This window comes from Bacillus sp. ChL18 (genome assembly GCF_026241425.1).
In the GTDB taxonomy this organism is placed as follows: domain Bacteria; phylum Bacillota; class Bacilli; order Bacillales; family Bacillaceae; genus Bacillus; species Bacillus velezensis.
On sequence record NZ_JAPHWE010000002.1, the window covers coordinates 228,269 to 243,925 of the forward strand.

The following is a 15,657-nucleotide window of genomic DNA, read 5'->3' on the forward strand; positions in this document are numbered from 1 at the left end:
GACAGAGAAGGAGTTTAGTCATGAATGAGTTTAATGAATATGCGATCAGCCCCGAGATCCGACGGGCGCTGAATGGCTTGCAATACACCGAGCCGACTGAAGTGCAGCGGCGCGTCATCCCCGCCGCGCTGCAAAAAAAAGACCTCGTCGTCAAATCGCAGACGGGCAGCGGCAAAACCGCGGCTTTCGGCATTCCGATCTGCGAGCTTGCGGAGTGGGAGGAAAACAAACCGCAGGCGCTGATTTTAACGCCGACCCGCGAGCTTGCGGCGCAGATTAAAGAAGATATCACGAATATCGGCCGTTTCAAACGGATAAAAGCCACGGCGGTTTTCGGAAAAGCTTCTTTTGACAAACAGAAAACCGAACTGAAGCAAAAAAGCCACGTCGTTGCCGGAACGCCGGGGCGTGTGCTTGATCATATAGAGAAAGGGACGCTGCCGCTTGAACGGCTGGCGTATGTAGTGATTGACGAAGCGGATGAAATGCTGAATATGGGATTTATTGAACAGGTGGAAGCCATCATTCAGCATCTGCCGAAAAACAGAGTCACCATGCTGTTTTCAGCGACGCTGCCGGATGACGTCGAGAAGCTGAGCCGCACATATATGAAAGACCCTGAATTGATTGAAGTAAAAGCGGAAGGCCTGACGACAAAAGACATTGCGCATTTTGTCACCAGAACAGAAGAAGAGGACAAAACATCTTTGCTGCGTGATGTCCTGATCACCGAAAACCCGGACAGCTGCATCATATTCTGCCGGACAAAAGAAAGAGTCATCCAGTTAACCGATGAGCTGGACAGGCTGGGCTACCCTTGCGATAAAATTCACGGCGGCATGGTGCAGGAAGACCGCTTTGACGTCATGAATGAATTCAAGCGCGGCGAGTTCCGCTATCTCATTGCGACCGACGTTGCCGCCAGAGGAATTGATATCGAAAACATCAGCCTCGTCATCAATTATGATATTCCGCTTGAAAAAGAAAGCTATGTGCACCGCACCGGCAGAACGGGCCGCGCCGGGCACCGCGGACGGGCCGTCACGTTTGTGACGCCGTCTGAATCGCGGTTTCTGAATGACATTGAGACATATATCGGTTTCCGCATCCAGAAGCGGGAGGCGCCGTCCGAGAAAGAAACAGCGGAACGGAAAGCGGCTTTTGCAGAAAAATTGAACGCCCGCCCCGATGTCAAAACAGACAAAAGCGAACAGTTAAACAAAGACATCATGAAGCTGTACTTTAACGGCGGGAAAAAGAAAAAACTCAGAGCGGTCGATTTTGTCGGAACGATTGCGAAAATCGACGGCGTTTCAGCCGATGATATCGGGATTATCACGATTTTGGACAACGCATCGTACGTCGAGATTCTGAACGGCAAAGGTCCGCACGTTCTTGACATCATGAAAAATACGACGGTCAAAGGCAAAAAACTGAAAGTCCATAAAGCCAAGAAATAAAAAAGAAAGCCTGCCGCGCGCAGGCTTTTTTTACGCCGTCTCCTCGGGGACGAACGCAAGGATGCCAATCCCGATTACAAACAAAATGATCAGGCTGAACACGGCGGCTGACGAATTTCCGGTCAGCTGGGCGGTGACGGCAATCAAAAGCGGGCCGATAATCGAAGCGAACTTGCCGAAAATATTATAAAAGCCGAAAAACTCATTGGCGTTCTGTTTGGGGACAAGCTTGGCAAAGTAAGAGCGGCTCAGCGCCTGAATACCTCCTTGGGAAGTGGCGACAAGCATAGCCAAAACCCAGAAATCAAAAGCGGAATCCATAAAATAAGCATACGTGCAGACAATCATATACACGCCAATTCCGGCATAAAGCATCGTTTTTCCTTTAAACCGTTCGGCCAGCCGTCCGTACAAAATCGAAAAAGGCGCGGCGACGACCTGTGTGACAAATAAAACAATCAGCAGATTTGCCGCGCTGATGCCGAGGTCAGCCCCGTATGACGTGGACATCGTAATGATGGTGCCGACCCCGTCGATGTAGAAGAAATAGGCGAGCAGAAACAAAAACAGCGCCCGGTGCTTCCTGATCTGCTTCAGCGTGCCGGCCAGCCGTATAAAACTGCTGAGTACAAGCCGCGGCTCCCTCTCGATATAATAGCGCTGGCGGACGCGGAGAAGGAGCGGGATCGAAAACAGCCCCCACCATGCCGCCGTAATCAAAAAGGCAATGCGGCCGGCAGCCTGGGCGGACAGCGGAATCACCTCCGCTTGGGCTGAAAGAATGACGGCAATGCTGAGGAGAAAAGGGATCGTGCTGCCGATATAGCCCAGTCCAAATCCCCTGGCGGACACCATATTCATCCGCTCCTTTGCGGCCACATCAACGAGAAACGCATCATAAAACACATTAGATCCGGCAAAGCCGATCGTGGAAATCGTATAACAAATTAATAACAGCATCCAAGATTCGCCGGGAATCAAAGCCAGCGCGGCTGTGCCCGCCACACCGATCAGAAGAAAGAAGGCAAAAAACCGTTTCTTGCATCCTTTGTAGTCGGCAATCGTTCCTAAGACGGGGCCGAGCATCGCCAAAATAAAAGTCGCGGCGGCAATCGTATAGCCCAAATAAGCGGTAGAATCAGCCGCGCTGACACCGTTTTCCGCCGCCGCGGCTTTAAAAAACAAGGGGAAAACAGCCGTCATAATAATGACCGAATAAGCTGAATTGGCCCAATCATACAGCATCCAGCTGCTTTCTTCTTTCGAAAACCGTTTCATCACACACGCTCCTTCCCAAAAACCGGTTCTCTGCATTATATGCGCCTCATCCGCATCGTTGGACAAAGATTTCTGAACGGCGTTTTCTGATTGACCTGGAGATATTGAACTAGTTCAAAGGTGTAGCAGGTAAATGGTCAGGCGGGAGGGAGACAGAATTGAACATTGCGAAAGTCATTAATAATAATGTTGTCAGTGTGCTCAAAGAAGGCAATCAGGAATTGGTCCTCATGGGCCGGGGCATTCCATTTTAGTTTCCTTGTATTTATTTTGTCTTACATTCACATATGACTTGGTTAAGGCAGGCAAAACCTAAATTACAATGAGCGCGGATCATTTCTGTTTGTGCTGTTGGTAATTTAGGTTTTTTTAAGATTCATTATTATCATTATTCTGACCGATGTTCCCTTTTAACAGAATCATGTATGATCGATAAAGAAATCGCTTTCAAAGAAAGGGGAATGCCAACATGTTTTATCGTATGAAACGAGTGCTGCTGCTTCTTGTCACTGGATTGTTTTTGAGTTTGTGTGCGATCACTTCTACTGCATCAGCTCAAACAGGCGGATCGTTTTTTGAACCTTTTAACAGCTATAACTCCGGATTATGGCAAAAAGCAAATGGTTACTCCAATGGAGATATGTTCAACTGCACGTGGCGTGCAAATAATGTATCAATGACGTCATCAGGTGAAATGCGATTGGCGCTGACAAGCCCGTCTTATAACAAGTTTGACTGCGGGGAGAACCGCTCCGCTCAAACCTATGGCTATGGACTTTATGAAGTCAGAATGAAGCCGGCTAAAAACACAGGGATCGTTTCATCGTTCTTCACTTATACAGGTCCAACGGATGGTACTCCTTGGGACGAGATTGATATCGAATTTTTAGGAAAAGACACGACGAAGGTTCAATTTAATTATTATACAAATGGAAAGGGAAATCATGAGAAGGTCGCGGATCTCGGATTTGATGCGGCCAATGCCTATCATACGTATGCGTTCGATTGGCAGCCAAACTCTATTAAATGGTATGTCGATGGGCAATTAAAACATACTGCGACAAGCCAAATCCCGACAACACCGGGAAAGATCATGATGAACTTATGGAATGGGATAGGTGTCGATGACTGGCTCGGTTCCTACAATGGTGTAAATCCGCTATACGCTCATTATGACTGGGTGCGCTATACAAAAAAATAATGTACAGAAAAGGATTTCCGCCATCGGAAATCCTTTTTTAATTAAAACGAAATAATCCCAATCAAAAGCGCCGCAATCGTCATCACAATCGTTGTCCCCACGGCCCATTTAATAGTGAATTTTTGATGATCGCCAAAGCTGACGCCTGCCATTCCGACCAATAGATAGGTGGATGGCACAAGCGGGCTGAGCAGATGCACAGGCTGCCCCAGCAAGGAGGCTCTTCCGATTTCAGCGGCGTCTATTCCGTAAGCGGAAGCGGCTTCAGCGATGATGGGAAGCACACCGAAGTAAAAGGCGTCATTCGACATGAAAAAGGTGAAAGGCATGCTGGCAATCGCAGTGATCAAAGGCAGATGCGGGCCCATGGCATCAGGGATGAGGGAAACGAGAGAATGCGCCATCGCATCGACCATTTTTGTGCCGGAGAGAATGCCTGTGAATATGCCTGCCGCAAACACCATTGAGACAACGTTTAACGCATTACCCGCATGCGCTGAGATCCGTTTCTGCTGCTCTTTGACATTTGGATAGTTGACCATCAAGGCGATGGCGAACGCGGTCATAAAAAGAACAGGGATTGGCAGCAGGCTGGTGATCAGCGCGGCCATCAGAGCAACAGTCAGCAGCAGGTTAAACCATTGGAGAGCGGGACGCTTCAGCGGCGTCGCCTCCGGATCAGAAGACGGCGTGTGTTCAATCGAAATGATGCCGAGACGCTTCCGTTCTTTTTTTCCGAGGAGATAAGCAACGGCGATCACCCAGAGAACGCCGGCAATCATAGCGGGAATCAGCGGCGTAAAAACTTCTGACGTGTCCAATTTCAAGGAAGCCAAAACCCTCGCCGTCGGCCCGCCCCACGGAATAATATTCATCACTCCCGAACCGAGCATCGCAATTCCCGCCAGCATCAAACGGTTCATGCCGAGCCGTTTGTAAAGGGGCAGCATTGCCGCAATCGTAATCATATACGTTGTTGTTCCATCTCCGTCCAGCGAAATGGTCATCGTCAGAACCGCTGTGCCGATGGCGATTTTTAACGGATCCCCTTTGACAAGTGATAGAATTTTGGCAATGAGGGGATCAAACAGACCTGAGTCAATCATAATGCCGAAATACAGGATGGCGAATAACAGCATGATCCCGGTAGGAGCGAGGTCTGTAACGCCCTGAATCATCATCCCGCCGAGATCTTTGCCAAATCCGCTGATCAGGGCAAACACAACAGGAACGACAATCAAAGCAATAAGAGCGGAAAGCCGGTTAGACATAATAAGATACATAAAGACAATCATCATCACAAAACCGAGTATGGCAAGCACGATATGACCTCCCCTGTTCAACAGTTGTATTAGTAAGCGCTTTCACAATTTATTTCTGTGAAAATGGCTTATTTCAAAATGTGTATGACCGCATATGTAAATACAGACCTAAAATCCTAATGAGCGGATCAGCAGTTTATATGAAGAACGCCGCGGGTAAATGTGCTGTAGAATGTTTCGTTTTAAAAGGGGGAACTGACATGAGTGATGATCAAAACAAACGAGTAAATGAACACTCAAAGGACGAACAGCTGGAGCAGTACCGGTCTGATAACAGCGGCAAAAAAATGACGACCAATCAGGGGCTTCGCGTGTCTGAGGATGAGCATTCTTTAAAAGCGGGCGTCCGCGGCCCCACGCTGATGGAGGATTTTCATTTTCGTGAAAAAATGACGCACTTTGACCACGAGCGGATTCCGGAACGGGTCGTTCATGCGCGCGGGTACGGCGTTCATGGGCATTTTCAGGTGTACGAACCGATGACGGAATATACACGGGCGAAATTTTTGCAGGACCCGTCCGTCAAAACGCCTGTTTTCGTCCGTTTCTCAACAGTGGCGGGCTCCAAGGGATCAGCCGACACCGTCCGTGACGCCAGGGGATTTGCGACGAAGTTTTATACTGAAGAAGGGAACTATGACCTCGTCGGAAACAATATTCCGGTGTTCTTCATTCAGGACGCGATCAAATTCCCGGATCTCGTTCACGCCATAAAACCGGAACCGCACAATGAAATGCCGCAGGCTGCGACGGCTCATGATACGTTCTGGGATTTTGTCGCAAACAATCCTGAATCCGCGCACATGGTCATGTGGACGATGTCTGACCGCGGCATCCCGCGAAGCTATCGGATGATGGAGGGCTTCGGCGTGCATACGTTCCGTTTCGTCAACGAGAAAGGAAAAGCGCGCTTTGTAAAATTCCACTGGAAACCTGTGCTGGGCGTTCATTCCCTCGTATGGGATGAAGCGCAGAAAATTGCCGGGAAAGATCCCGATTTCAACCGCCGCGACCTGTGGGAAACGATTGAAAACGGCGGCAAAGTCGAGTATGAGCTCGGTGTTCAGATGATTGACGAAGAAGATGAATTTAAGTTTGATTTCGATATCCTTGATCCGACGAAGCTGTGGCCGGAGGAGTTGGTTCCCGTCAAGCTGATCGGAAAAATGACCCTCGATCGCAATCAGGACAATGTCTTTGCGGAAACGGAACAGGTCGCCTTTCACCCGGGAAATGTCGTGCCGGGCATCGATTTCACCAATGATCCGCTTCTTCAAGGCCGGCTTTTCTCTTATACAGATACACAGCTCATCCGTCTTGGCGGGCCGAATTTTCACGAGATTCCGATCAACCGGCCGGTCTGCCCGTTCCATAACAACCAATACGACGGCTACCACCGGATGACGATTAATAAGGGCCCTGTCGCCTATCATAAAAATTCTCTGCAGAACAATGATCCGTCGCCGGCCTCAGAAGAAGAAGGCGGATACGTTCATTACCAGGAAAAAGTAGAAGGCAGAAAAATCCGCCAGCGCAGTGAGAGCTTCAATGACTATTTTTCTCAGGCCAAGATGTTCTGGAACAGCATGTCTCCCGCCGAGAAAGAACATATCATCTCCGCGTTCTGTTTTGAAGTCGGAAAAGTGAACAGCAAGGATGTGCAGCAGCAGGTGGTTGATGTCTTCAGTCATGTCGACGCCGGGCTTGCCGAGCGTGTTGCGAAAGGAATTGGCGTGAACCCGCCGCCGAAGGACCGTGAATCTGATGAAACGTTCACTTCCCCTGCCTTAAGTCAGGAAAACACGGTGAAGACGGCAGCGACAAGGCAGGTTGCGGTTTTAACCGACCACGGGTTTTCTGATGAGAAAGTCAAACAAGTGCTTGACGTATGCAAACAGGCGGGAGTCAGAGCCGATATCATCAGCCCCGCGCTTGGGACCGTGAAGGGAGAAAACGGCACGGAGCTCGAAGCGTCAGCCACTTTCCTGACAGCGGATTCCGTCCTGTACGACGCTGTTTTCATTCCGGGCGGAAAACAAAGCACAGACAGCCTCAAAGCCCAAAAATCGGCCAGAGACTTCGTCAGCGAAGCCTTCAGCCATTACAAAGCGATCGGCGCCTCCGGTGAAGGAAAAGAACTTCTCGCCCTCGCCGCCGGAACCGAAAACGGCCCCGGCCTTGTTCCGGACGGAAACTGCGAACAATTTCTGAAAGCCGTGGCAGCGCATCGGCATTGGGACAGAAACATATAAGAATGAAAAAGCGCCTTTTATGAAGGGGGCGCTTTTTTCTTGTGAAAGTGAAATATCTGAGGAGAAAACGAAAATTGCTTCCGTGCAAATCCGTACCTTCCGCTGTCCGGGACATTCAGACAACAGTTTTAGAGAGTCAGGGCATGCGCCATTTAAAGCAGGCGGGTTGATGAAATAATATGTTTCACCCTCTTTGGTTTACTTCCGCTCTGTGTTTGTGTATCTTAGGGGTAGATTTTCTGGAGGAGCGAATGATAGTGAAGCCGTTTACCGAAAAACAACTTGAAGAATATTACCGGCGTGACGAAAACATGATGATTTTGGTGTTTGCCCAATGGTGCGTCAATCATGACCTTGATCCGATGGCCATTTACAGCAAGGCTTACCCCGGACAGCCTTTAAACGAAGAGCTGCGAAAAACGGCTGAAGAACTTGTCGTGCCGAAGGAGGAATCAGAACCGATTCCTGATCAAACCGTTATCGGCGTTTTGGAGATGTTCGGCAACTCCGATTTGGCGGAAGCCGTTTATGAAGCCATTGCGCAAAGACCTTCACGGTAAAAGAGGCGTGGATTTTCCATGTCTCTTTTTTTCATGGAGAAAATGTGAAAGAAGGCCCAGAAACAATTTGCTGATCTGCGCTGTCTATAGAGTGTAACCCGTTTTCAAAAAGGGAACGGTAATGAAAAGGAGGAGTTGTGATGAAAAAGGCATTCAAAATGATGGCGGCCGTGCTCTTAACCGTGCTGACAGCCGCGCCGTTCGGAGGTTTCACGCCTTCAGCCGAAGCCGCGCAAACCGCAAAGCCCGTTGTCAAAAGCCATACGTATAAGCATGTAAAGCAGCTGACATACCCCGAGGTCACAAATACGGGAAACGCATCTTTTGAAAAGAAATTCAATCAGGACTTCAAGCGCTATATTGAAAACTCGTACCAAGAATATGTAAAAAACAAAAAAGACGGTGAGAAACAAGGCTACAAAGCGGAATACCAGGCAGATTTCAAGGTGAAGTATAATCAAGACGGCAAGCTCAGCATTCAGACGGAAGACTACAGTTACACAGGCGGCGCACACGGGCTGACATCCGTTCAGACCTTTAATTACGACTTGGCCGCAAAAAAACGGGTCACACTCGATAATGTGCTGAATACAAAAACGAAAGCTAACAATACGAGAGACTATCTTTACGGCTACATCAAGAAACATGATAATCTGTTCGATCAGGACGTCAAAAAACAAGAGATCATCCTGAATAACGAAAGACCTTTCTTCTTTACGAAAAACGGCATTGCCGTTGTGTTCGGACAATATGATCTCGGACCGTACGCGGCAGGAATCCGGGACGTTTTCGTACCTGCATCCGTCTATCAATAAAAAAAGCGATATCACTCCAAAACGGAGCGGTATCGCTTTTTTCTTTTACCAGACAAACAATCCGACAATCGCCGCGCTCAATAGGGAAACGGCAATTCCGCTGACAAGCAGCTTCCAGACGTTTTTTCCGATGATGGCTGATTTTTCACCATCAAGCAGAGATTGATAAGATCCGTAGATCATACCGATGGTGCTGAAGTTTGCGAATGATGTCAGGAATGTCGTAGCCACGGCAATCGTGTGCGGCGGAAGTGAATTCAGCTGCCCTTTCAGATCGGCCATTGCCACAAATTCATTTGTCGCGAGCTTGATGCCCATCAGCTGTGCGACATACATCGCGTCATGTCCGCCTAATCCGAGAAGGAAGGCAAACGGACTGAAGATGTATGAGAAAATCTTTTGAATGGTCAAACCGTGCACGAACAGTCCGAGTACGCCGTTTAACGCGGCCGTTAACGCCACATAGCCGATTACCATTGCTAAAATGACAATGACCATGTTCATGCCGACAAGCATACTGTTAGAAATCGTGGAGAAGAAGTCTTTTTTCTCCGCTTTTGAAGGAACGTAAATAATATCATCCTCTTTAGAAACGTCCACGGGATTCAGCATATTGGCGATTAAAAGCGCGTTTAAGCAATTCAGCGGGATGGCTGTAAACACATAAGTGGACGGAACCATCGTCAAGTACGATCCGATGATCGAGCCGCTGATGCTGCTCATGCTCATCAGCCCGAATGTCAGAAGCCGATTGTTGCTGACGGCGGCAAGCTGCTGGCGGATGACGGCTAAAGCTTCCGTATTTCCTAAAAACATCATCTGGATGGAGAAAAAGCTCTCCAGTTTCGGCAGACGGGATATTTTAGAAATCAGCCAGCCGATTTTATCAATGAGCCACGGCAGAATACCGAAATACGACAGCATATCAAAGAAGGTCACGACGAAGATAATCGGCAGCAATGCGCTGAAGAAAAAATCAACCGTCGGGTTCGCCATGACAGACGGAAAAGCGAACGCAATCCCTTGACTGGCGCAGGAAATCAGCCATGTAAAGAACGCGCCGATCTTCCCGATGACAAAGCCGCCGATTTTTGTCCCTAACATAAACCAAGTAATCAGAAACTCAAAGACGAGGAGCATGACAATCGGACGCCATTTAATCTTCTTCTTGTTGGGAGAGCATAAGAAAACAACAGCCATGACAACAATGAGACCGACAATGTTCAATAAAAAGTACATGTGAGCAACTCCTATAAGGGTATTATGGAAATAAAAAAAGCTCTTATTCGTCACAAATTCCTGAAAGCCAGAAAGTGTGATAAATAAGAGCCAAAAGAAAAGAATAGACAGCGTCATATGCTTTTCACTCGTTCAAATTTATGCAAACTTTCTTGTAGTCTAGTCTTTTACGGCACTAGGTAGAAACAATCAGACCATATTACTGATCATATACAAGAATAACGATATTACATGAGATAGCAGTATTTTATCGTTTCAATTTTTGAAAATCAACCTTTTTAGATATTTTCAAAATAATAAATTTATATTATAAATAAAGAAAATAAAGGATGTCTATAAGTAATTGGATAATAAAGGTATAAAAAACTCCTAAAAACCGTTCCGGTTCATTGTAAAGACGGGATGCAGCTGATAAAATGGATCTGAGGGCACAGCCTTCAAAAGACGGCAGAAAAGGGGTCATTTTCGTGATCATCCAGTTCATTCGTTACAGATAATGAGAGGTATAGATAAATAGGTTAAACCTTCCAATTCGGCAAGGTTTATTTGTCTATGCCTTTTTCATTTCATCGGAATAACGAATGAATGAGGTGTTTTTTTGACGTCTATAAAAAGAAAACGCGCGGAATTACTGCAATCATGTCAATCCGTGTTCAGGTGTCCGCTATGCCGGTCGGCCATGGCGGTCTCACAATACCGAAGCTTGATTTGCGGACAGGGGCATACATTTGATATATCAAAGCAGGGATATGTGAATTTCCTCAATAAATCGGTCAAAACCCGCTATGACAGGCAGCTGTTCGAAGCGAGACGCGAGCTTTTTGACAGCCGGGAATTTTTTGCTCCGGTTCAAAAGGAGATCGCCGCCATCATCACCCATATTCAATCTCCGCAAAAACCGGCGGCGATATTGGATGCGGGATGCGGAGAAGGCTCTCATTTAGCCGCCGTATGCAAATTGCTTCAGCCCGCTTTTTCCGTGACGGGAATCGGCATTGATCTCTCGAAAGAAGGTGTGCTGCATGCCGCAAAGGCCTTCGGGAATCATTTGGTTTTTGCCGTCGCTGATGTGGCGGATGCGCCGTTTGCCGACAGCTGTTTTGATGTCGTGATGTCTGTTTTATCACCTTGGAATTACAAGGAATGCAGCAGACTTTTACGAAAGGGCGGCACAGTCATTAAAGCGGTGCCGCGGCGTGATTATTTGAAGGAGGTAAGGGAATTTTTCTTCGGAGACAGCCCTCGGCGGAAAGACACCGCCGATTCTGCGGCCGGACGATTCCAAGCGGGCTTTCAAACCTTTGAGCGCAAACGGCTGTGTTACACGAAGACCTTAGCGCAGCCTGACCTCGAGCGGCTTGTGAAAATGACGCCCTTAACATGGAAATGTACTGATGACAGCATCCGGCGGTTTATCAGCCGGAAAGAGGCTGCTGTCACGATAGATATCGATATTTTAATCGGAACCGATCCGCTGTAAAACGGAAAAGACACGCTAGTCGCGTGTCTTTTTTTTATTTCCAGACTTCTCCGGCAATGTTGACGACATGGCGCAGTTTCGCCCATTGCTGTTCTTCTGTGATCAGGTTTCCTTCCTCAGTGGAGGCGAATCCGCATTGCGGGCTGAGGCAAAGCTGGTCCAGGCTGACATATTGTGAAGCTTCTTCAATCCGGCGTTTAATCGAGTCCTTGTCTTCAAGTTCGCCATGTTTCGACGTAATCAAGCCAAGCACAAGCTGAAGATCAGAGCGTTTGACATAACGGAGCGGTTCAAAGCCGCCGGAGCGGGAATCATCATATTCCAGGAACAATCCGTCAAGATCAAGCCCGTCAAAAATCGTTTCAGCCGCTGCATCATAGCCGCCTTCAGCCGTCCATGTGGATTGGAAGTTGCCGCGGCAGATATGCATCGTAACCTTCAGATCGTCAGGGCGGTCCTTGATGGCGTCATTAATGGATGCGGCAAACAGCTTGCGCAGCTCATCCGGCGTTGTGCCGAAAGCTTCAATCTGACGAAGCCCCGCTTCTGATAAGAAAACGGCCCATGCGGTGTCATCGAGCTGAAGGTAGCGGCACCCGGCGTCATAGAAAGCTTGAATTGCTTTTTTATACGCCTTTGACACATCGTGCTGAAATTGTTTGTAATCATTCTGGTAAGACGCTTTTTCCAATTTTCCGCGGAAAAACAGCATATTCGGACTTGGGATGGTCATTTTCGGAACAGCATCGCCGGCAATGCTGTGCAGGAATTTATAATCTTCGAGCATCGGATGCTGAGAAAAATCGATATCTCCCGTTACTTTAATGCCGCGCGCTTTCGTCTGTACGTTGTGAAACTGAATGCCGCTTTCAGGCGTAAACGCTTCAACGCCGTCTAAATTTTCGAGAAAATCAAAATGCCACCAGGCCCGGCGGAATTCGCCGTCAGTCACGACATTGAGGCCGGTTTCTTTCTGCTTTTTCACACTGCGGATGATTTCTTTGTTTTCGATTTCGCGCAGCTGTTCTGCCGAAATCTCACCCGCCGCTCTTTGCAGGCGGGCTTGCTTCACAGCTGCCGGCCGCAGCAGGCTTCCGACCTGGTCCGCGCGAAACGGCGGGTTTTTTCTTAGAAGCGTATGCAATGGTTGTTCTGTGTTTTGCTGTGACATGAACGATTCCTTCTTTCCTGATGAAATATAAAAAAAACTCTTCCCTCGGATAGGGAAGAGCTTGCGTCCGCAAATCTCAACCTTATCTTCAGGATTTAGCACCATTCTGCTGAACAGCGGTTGCCGGGTATCATAGGGCCAGTCCCTCCACCTCTCTTGATAAGGAAATATGCTATTTTTCAGAATAAACTGTAATACTCTTAATCTTAGTATATTATCTTATATTGTCAATATATTTCGATAAATATTTTTATTTATCACCCTCAAATAGAATCATATCTATCACAATGGCGATCGCGAGACAAAGAACGATATCCTCTTCCTTTTCAATCTGCAAATGATAGGAATCGCCCCAGCTCATCCATGATTTGGTGACGGTCATCCGGTTTGATTTTCCGTCTGTCACTTGAAAATTCCGGCCCCACACATCGCCGGTAAGATCCCAGCCGAGTCCGGAAATTTCAAATTTCGGTTTGAAAAACGTGACTTTCTTGATGACTTGGCAGACGGGTTTGCCGCTGACGGAAATCTCGTAACGGGGAACGAGCGACATCAGTTTCTGATTGACGCTGGCGAGCGTGCGGCCGTCCAAATCAGTCAGCTTCAGTTCATCACCGAATGAAAACAGCTTTCCTTCAACATTGTAGACTTCTTTTCCGCTTTCAAGAAACACTTGAAAACGATTCTTAAACGTCAACATTCGCTCTTTGATATAAAAATGGTACATAAAAAAACTCCTTTTTTATGTTGTACGAAAAAAGGAGGCGGTTGGTTTCATATCGGCCGGGTGCATAAAAAAAAGGCTGCCGATTTTGCGGCAGCTGTCGTTTTTATGATAGCGGCATCCGGCGTTTTTGGCGGATCGCATTTAAATCAATGATGTTATTCGTGTCGGCAGCTGTCACCAGCGGGCTTGTCTTTGGCGTTTTCCGGCGGTTGTCCTTACTGAAAGAGAAAACAAGATACCCTGTCAAAGCAGCAAAAATAAGTAGCATCATTTTACATACCTCCCAAAAAAAGTTTTGGTATTATTATTGTACGAAAAAACAAACGAAAAGTATTCAAACAATTGTCACTTTTTTAAAAAATAACGTCATTTTCCGTAAAAATGACTATGGGTTGAAGAAATTTTGCTCTTGTTGTGGTTCTATAGATTGTATCGGCTGATGAATGATGATCGTTTATATAACTTTTTCACTATTTTTTGTAAGTGTCTAATTAACTACTTCAGTGTTTTCGTTTGCCTTGTGTTATTCAGTACCCTAAAAAACCTTATGATATGCAAAATAACTGCTTCTAACAGATGACTGCAAGTTGACAGCGCTTTCTTTATTTTTTTAAAGAAAACGAGATGTTATCTTAAAAAAATCGTTTGAACATTTTCCGCAGTTTTTTAAAAGGGTTTGATTTTGTCTCCAGAACACGCGGGTCTTTTAAGGTTTTTTTCAATTCTTTCGCTACAGTCCCTCTTGCCATAGTCTTCACTCCTTCTTTCCAATTCATACCTTATATACGGAAAGAAAGAAGGAAAGGTTTCATGTGAAAGAAAAAAACCAAAGCAGGGGGCTTTGGTTTTAAGCGCGCTCTTCAAAGAGCCTGGCGATTTCAACAATGACGTTTACCGCCTTTTCCATATGATCGACGGAAATGTATTCATATTTTCCGTGGAAGTTTTGGCCGCCCGTAAAAATGTTCGGTGTCGGCAGTCCCATGTAAGAGAGCTGTGATCCGTCGGTTCCGCCCCGGATCGGTTCGATAATCGGTTCGATGTCGAGGTTTTTCATGGCTTGATAGGCGACATCGACTATCTCTTTGACCGGTTCGATTTTTTCTCTCATGTTGTAATATTGATCACGCAGTTCAAGCTTGATGCTTTCGTTGCCGTATTTGGCCGCCAGCGCATCGGCGGTTTTCTGCATATATTCTTTTCGTTCTGCAAAGCGGTCTCTGTCAAAGTCTCTGATGATGTACGACAGGGCGGCTTCAGAAACGTCTCCGTTCATGGAAAGTAAATGATAGAAGCCTTCATACCCTTCCGTATATTCCGGCGCTTCTTCTTTCGGCAGCGCGTGATGAAATTCCATCGCGATTTTTGAAGCGTTGACCATTTTGTTTTTCGCCGTTCCGGGGTGGACGCTTTTTCCGTAACAAGTAAGCTTTGCGGCTGCTGCGTTAAAGCTTTCATATTGCAGTTCGCCGAGGGGGCCTCCGTCTATCGTGTAGGCGAATGCGGCGTTGAAGCGGCCGACATCGAATTTGTGAGGGCCTCTGCCGATTTCTTCATCAGGCGTGAACGCGACCCGGATCGTTCCGTGTTTGATGTCCGGATGTTTGATCAAGTACGCCATTGCCGTCATGATTTCAGCAATGCCCGCTTTGTTGTCGGCTCCGAGCAGCGTCGTGCCGTCTGTTGTGATCAGCGTCTGGCCTTTATAGCGGGAGAGCTCCGGGAATTGCTCAGGCGACAGGACGACATTGAGTTTGTCATTCAGAACGATATCATGTCCGTCGTAGCTCTCAATAATCTGAGGATTCACATTTTTTCCGGTAAAATCGGTCGCGGTGTCCACGTGAGCCAGAAAACCGACAGTCGGCACGTCTTTATCCGTATTCGCCGGCAGAGTCGCCATGACGTACCCATTGTCATCGACTGTGATGTCTGTCATGCCGATCGACTTTAATTCATCTGCCAGCATGTTGGCCAATGTCAGCTGGCCGGGGGTTGAAGGGCAGTTTTCATTGTTTTCGTCAGACTGTGTATCGACTTTTACATAAGAGGTAAAGCGTTCAATGATTTCATTTTTCATACCGTCATCTCCTTTGTCTTATCTTACCATGCGCGGGGGAGGGATTTCTATTTCGCAACCGTTTTGAATCGA

Annotated in this window: 13 protein-coding genes, 1 pseudogene and 2 riboswitches; of the genes and pseudogenes, 7 read left to right on the forward strand and 7 right to left on the reverse strand. The window is 47.3% G+C overall.

Annotated features, from left to right (window positions below; all coding sequences use genetic code 11):
* Nucleotides 1-20 precede the first annotated feature (20 nt).
* A complete protein-coding gene (locus tag OQ477_RS12125) occupies nt 21-1,460 on the forward strand; it encodes a DEAD/DEAH box helicase (RefSeq protein ID WP_265972624.1) in 1,440 nt (479 codons plus the stop codon).
* A gap of 30 nt (nt 1,461-1,490) precedes the next feature.
* On the opposite strand, the gene OQ477_RS12130 is transcribed toward OQ477_RS12125, so the two are convergent.
* Complete coding sequence (locus tag OQ477_RS12130; protein WP_172869697.1) at nt 1,491-2,741, reverse strand: MFS transporter; 1,251 nt, start codon at nt 2,739-2,741, stop codon at nt 1,491-1,493.
* A 155-nt stretch (nt 2,742-2,896) separates the two neighbouring features.
* On the opposite strand from OQ477_RS12130, the pseudogene OQ477_RS12135 reads away from it, so the two are divergent.
* Nucleotides 2,897-2,989, forward strand: a pseudogene (locus OQ477_RS12135) (CAT RNA binding domain-containing protein); the annotation flags it as partial.
* A gap of 218 nt (nt 2,990-3,207) precedes the next feature.
* Nucleotides 3,208-3,939, forward strand: a complete 732-nt coding sequence (bglS, locus tag OQ477_RS12140) for a beta-glucanase (RefSeq protein WP_224181339.1) — start codon at nt 3,208-3,210, stop codon at nt 3,937-3,939.
* Between the two features lie 41 nt (nt 3,940-3,980).
* Here bglS and citH read toward each other — a convergent pair whose 3' ends face one another.
* A complete protein-coding gene (gene citH, locus OQ477_RS12145; RefSeq protein WP_265972625.1) occupies nt 3,981-5,261 on the reverse strand; it encodes a citrate transporter CitH in 1,281 nt (426 codons plus the stop codon).
* A gap of 200 nt (nt 5,262-5,461) precedes the next feature.
* On the opposite strand from citH, the gene OQ477_RS12150 reads away from it, so the two are divergent.
* From OQ477_RS12150 to OQ477_RS12160, 3 genes are all read left to right on the forward strand, one after another.
* The gene (locus tag OQ477_RS12150; RefSeq protein ID WP_265972626.1) at nt 5,462-7,513 is read left to right on the forward strand and encodes a catalase; all 2,052 of its coding nucleotides are present in this window, start codon (nt 5,462-5,464) and stop codon (nt 7,511-7,513) included.
* 251 nt (nt 7,514-7,764) lie between these two features.
* Complete coding sequence (locus tag OQ477_RS12155) at nt 7,765-8,073, forward strand: hypothetical protein (RefSeq protein ID WP_015418528.1); 309 nt, start codon at nt 7,765-7,767, stop codon at nt 8,071-8,073.
* Between the two features lie 140 nt (nt 8,074-8,213).
* Complete coding sequence (locus OQ477_RS12160; protein WP_265972627.1) at nt 8,214-8,888, forward strand: DUF3298 and DUF4163 domain-containing protein; 675 nt, start codon at nt 8,214-8,216, stop codon at nt 8,886-8,888.
* A gap of 45 nt (nt 8,889-8,933) precedes the next feature.
* Here OQ477_RS12160 and OQ477_RS12165 read toward each other — a convergent pair whose 3' ends face one another.
* On the reverse strand, nt 8,934-10,127 hold the full coding sequence (locus OQ477_RS12165; RefSeq protein ID WP_101670248.1) for a NupC/NupG family nucleoside CNT transporter: 1,194 nt from the start codon (nt 10,125-10,127) through the stop codon (nt 8,934-8,936).
* A 135-nt stretch (nt 10,128-10,262) separates the two neighbouring features.
* A riboswitch (purine riboswitch) is annotated at nt 10,263-10,363 on the reverse strand.
* Nucleotides 10,364-10,725: 362 nt separating this feature from the next.
* Between OQ477_RS12165 and OQ477_RS12170 the strand changes: the two genes are divergently transcribed.
* Nucleotides 10,726-11,607 (forward strand): methyltransferase domain-containing protein, encoded by an 882-nt coding sequence (locus OQ477_RS12170; protein ID WP_265972629.1) that lies wholly within the window; start codon nt 10,726-10,728, stop codon nt 11,605-11,607.
* A gap of 34 nt (nt 11,608-11,641) precedes the next feature.
* On the opposite strand, the gene OQ477_RS12175 is transcribed toward OQ477_RS12170, so the two are convergent.
* The 4 genes from OQ477_RS12175 to pepT form a co-directional block, all read right to left on the reverse strand.
* On the reverse strand, nt 11,642-12,778 hold the full coding sequence (locus tag OQ477_RS12175; protein WP_265972630.1) for a 5-methyltetrahydropteroyltriglutamate--homocysteine S-methyltransferase: 1,137 nt from the start codon (nt 12,776-12,778) through the stop codon (nt 11,642-11,644).
* Nucleotides 12,779-12,857: 79 nt separating this feature from the next.
* A riboswitch (SAM riboswitch) is annotated at nt 12,858-12,944 on the reverse strand.
* Between the two features lie 84 nt (nt 12,945-13,028).
* Nucleotides 13,029-13,505 carry an LURP-one-related/scramblase family protein gene (locus tag OQ477_RS12180; RefSeq protein WP_025650049.1) on the reverse strand — a complete coding sequence of 159 codons (477 nt, stop codon included), beginning with the start codon at nt 13,503-13,505 and terminating at the stop codon, nt 13,029-13,031.
* Nucleotides 13,506-13,608: 103 nt separating this feature from the next.
* Entirely contained in the window at nt 13,609-13,776 is a 168-nt protein-coding gene (locus OQ477_RS12185) for a hypothetical protein (protein ID WP_003150808.1), read from the reverse strand.
* A 576-nt stretch (nt 13,777-14,352) separates the two neighbouring features.
* Nucleotides 14,353-15,585 carry a peptidase T gene (gene pepT, locus OQ477_RS12190; RefSeq protein ID WP_025285494.1) on the reverse strand — a complete coding sequence of 411 codons (1,233 nt, stop codon included), beginning with the start codon at nt 15,583-15,585 and terminating at the stop codon, nt 14,353-14,355.
* Nucleotides 15,586-15,657: the final 72 nt, after the last annotated feature.

Excerpts from the sequence above, each read along its gene's own strand:
- OQ477_RS12125 (WP_265972624.1), top strand. The coding sequence starts at position 21 with ATGAATGAGTTTAATGAATATGCGATCAGCCCCGAGATCCGACGGGCG.
- bglS (WP_224181339.1), top strand. The coding sequence starts at position 3,208 with ATGTTTTATCGTATGAAACGAGTGCTGCTGCTTCTTGTCACTGGATTG.
- OQ477_RS12150 (WP_265972626.1), top strand. The coding sequence starts at position 5,462 with ATGAGTGATGATCAAAACAAACGAGTAAATGAACACTCAAAGGACGAA.
- OQ477_RS12155 (WP_015418528.1), top strand. The coding sequence starts at position 7,765 with ATGATAGTGAAGCCGTTTACCGAAAAACAACTTGAAGAATATTACCGG.
- OQ477_RS12160 (WP_265972627.1), top strand. The coding sequence starts at position 8,214 with ATGAAAAAGGCATTCAAAATGATGGCGGCCGTGCTCTTAACCGTGCTG.
- OQ477_RS12165 (WP_101670248.1), bottom strand. The coding sequence starts at position 10,127 with ATGTACTTTTTATTGAACATTGTCGGTCTCATTGTTGTCATGGCTGTT.
- OQ477_RS12175 (WP_265972630.1), bottom strand. The coding sequence starts at position 12,778 with ATGTCACAGCAAAACACAGAACAACCATTGCATACGCTTCTAAGAAAA.
- OQ477_RS12180 (WP_025650049.1), bottom strand. The coding sequence starts at position 13,505 with ATGTACCATTTTTATATCAAAGAGCGAATGTTGACGTTTAAGAATCGT.
- OQ477_RS12185 (WP_003150808.1), bottom strand. The coding sequence starts at position 13,776 with ATGATGCTACTTATTTTTGCTGCTTTGACAGGGTATCTTGTTTTCTCT.
- pepT (WP_025285494.1), bottom strand. The coding sequence starts at position 15,585 with ATGAAAAATGAAATCATTGAACGCTTTACCTCTTATGTAAAAGTCGAT.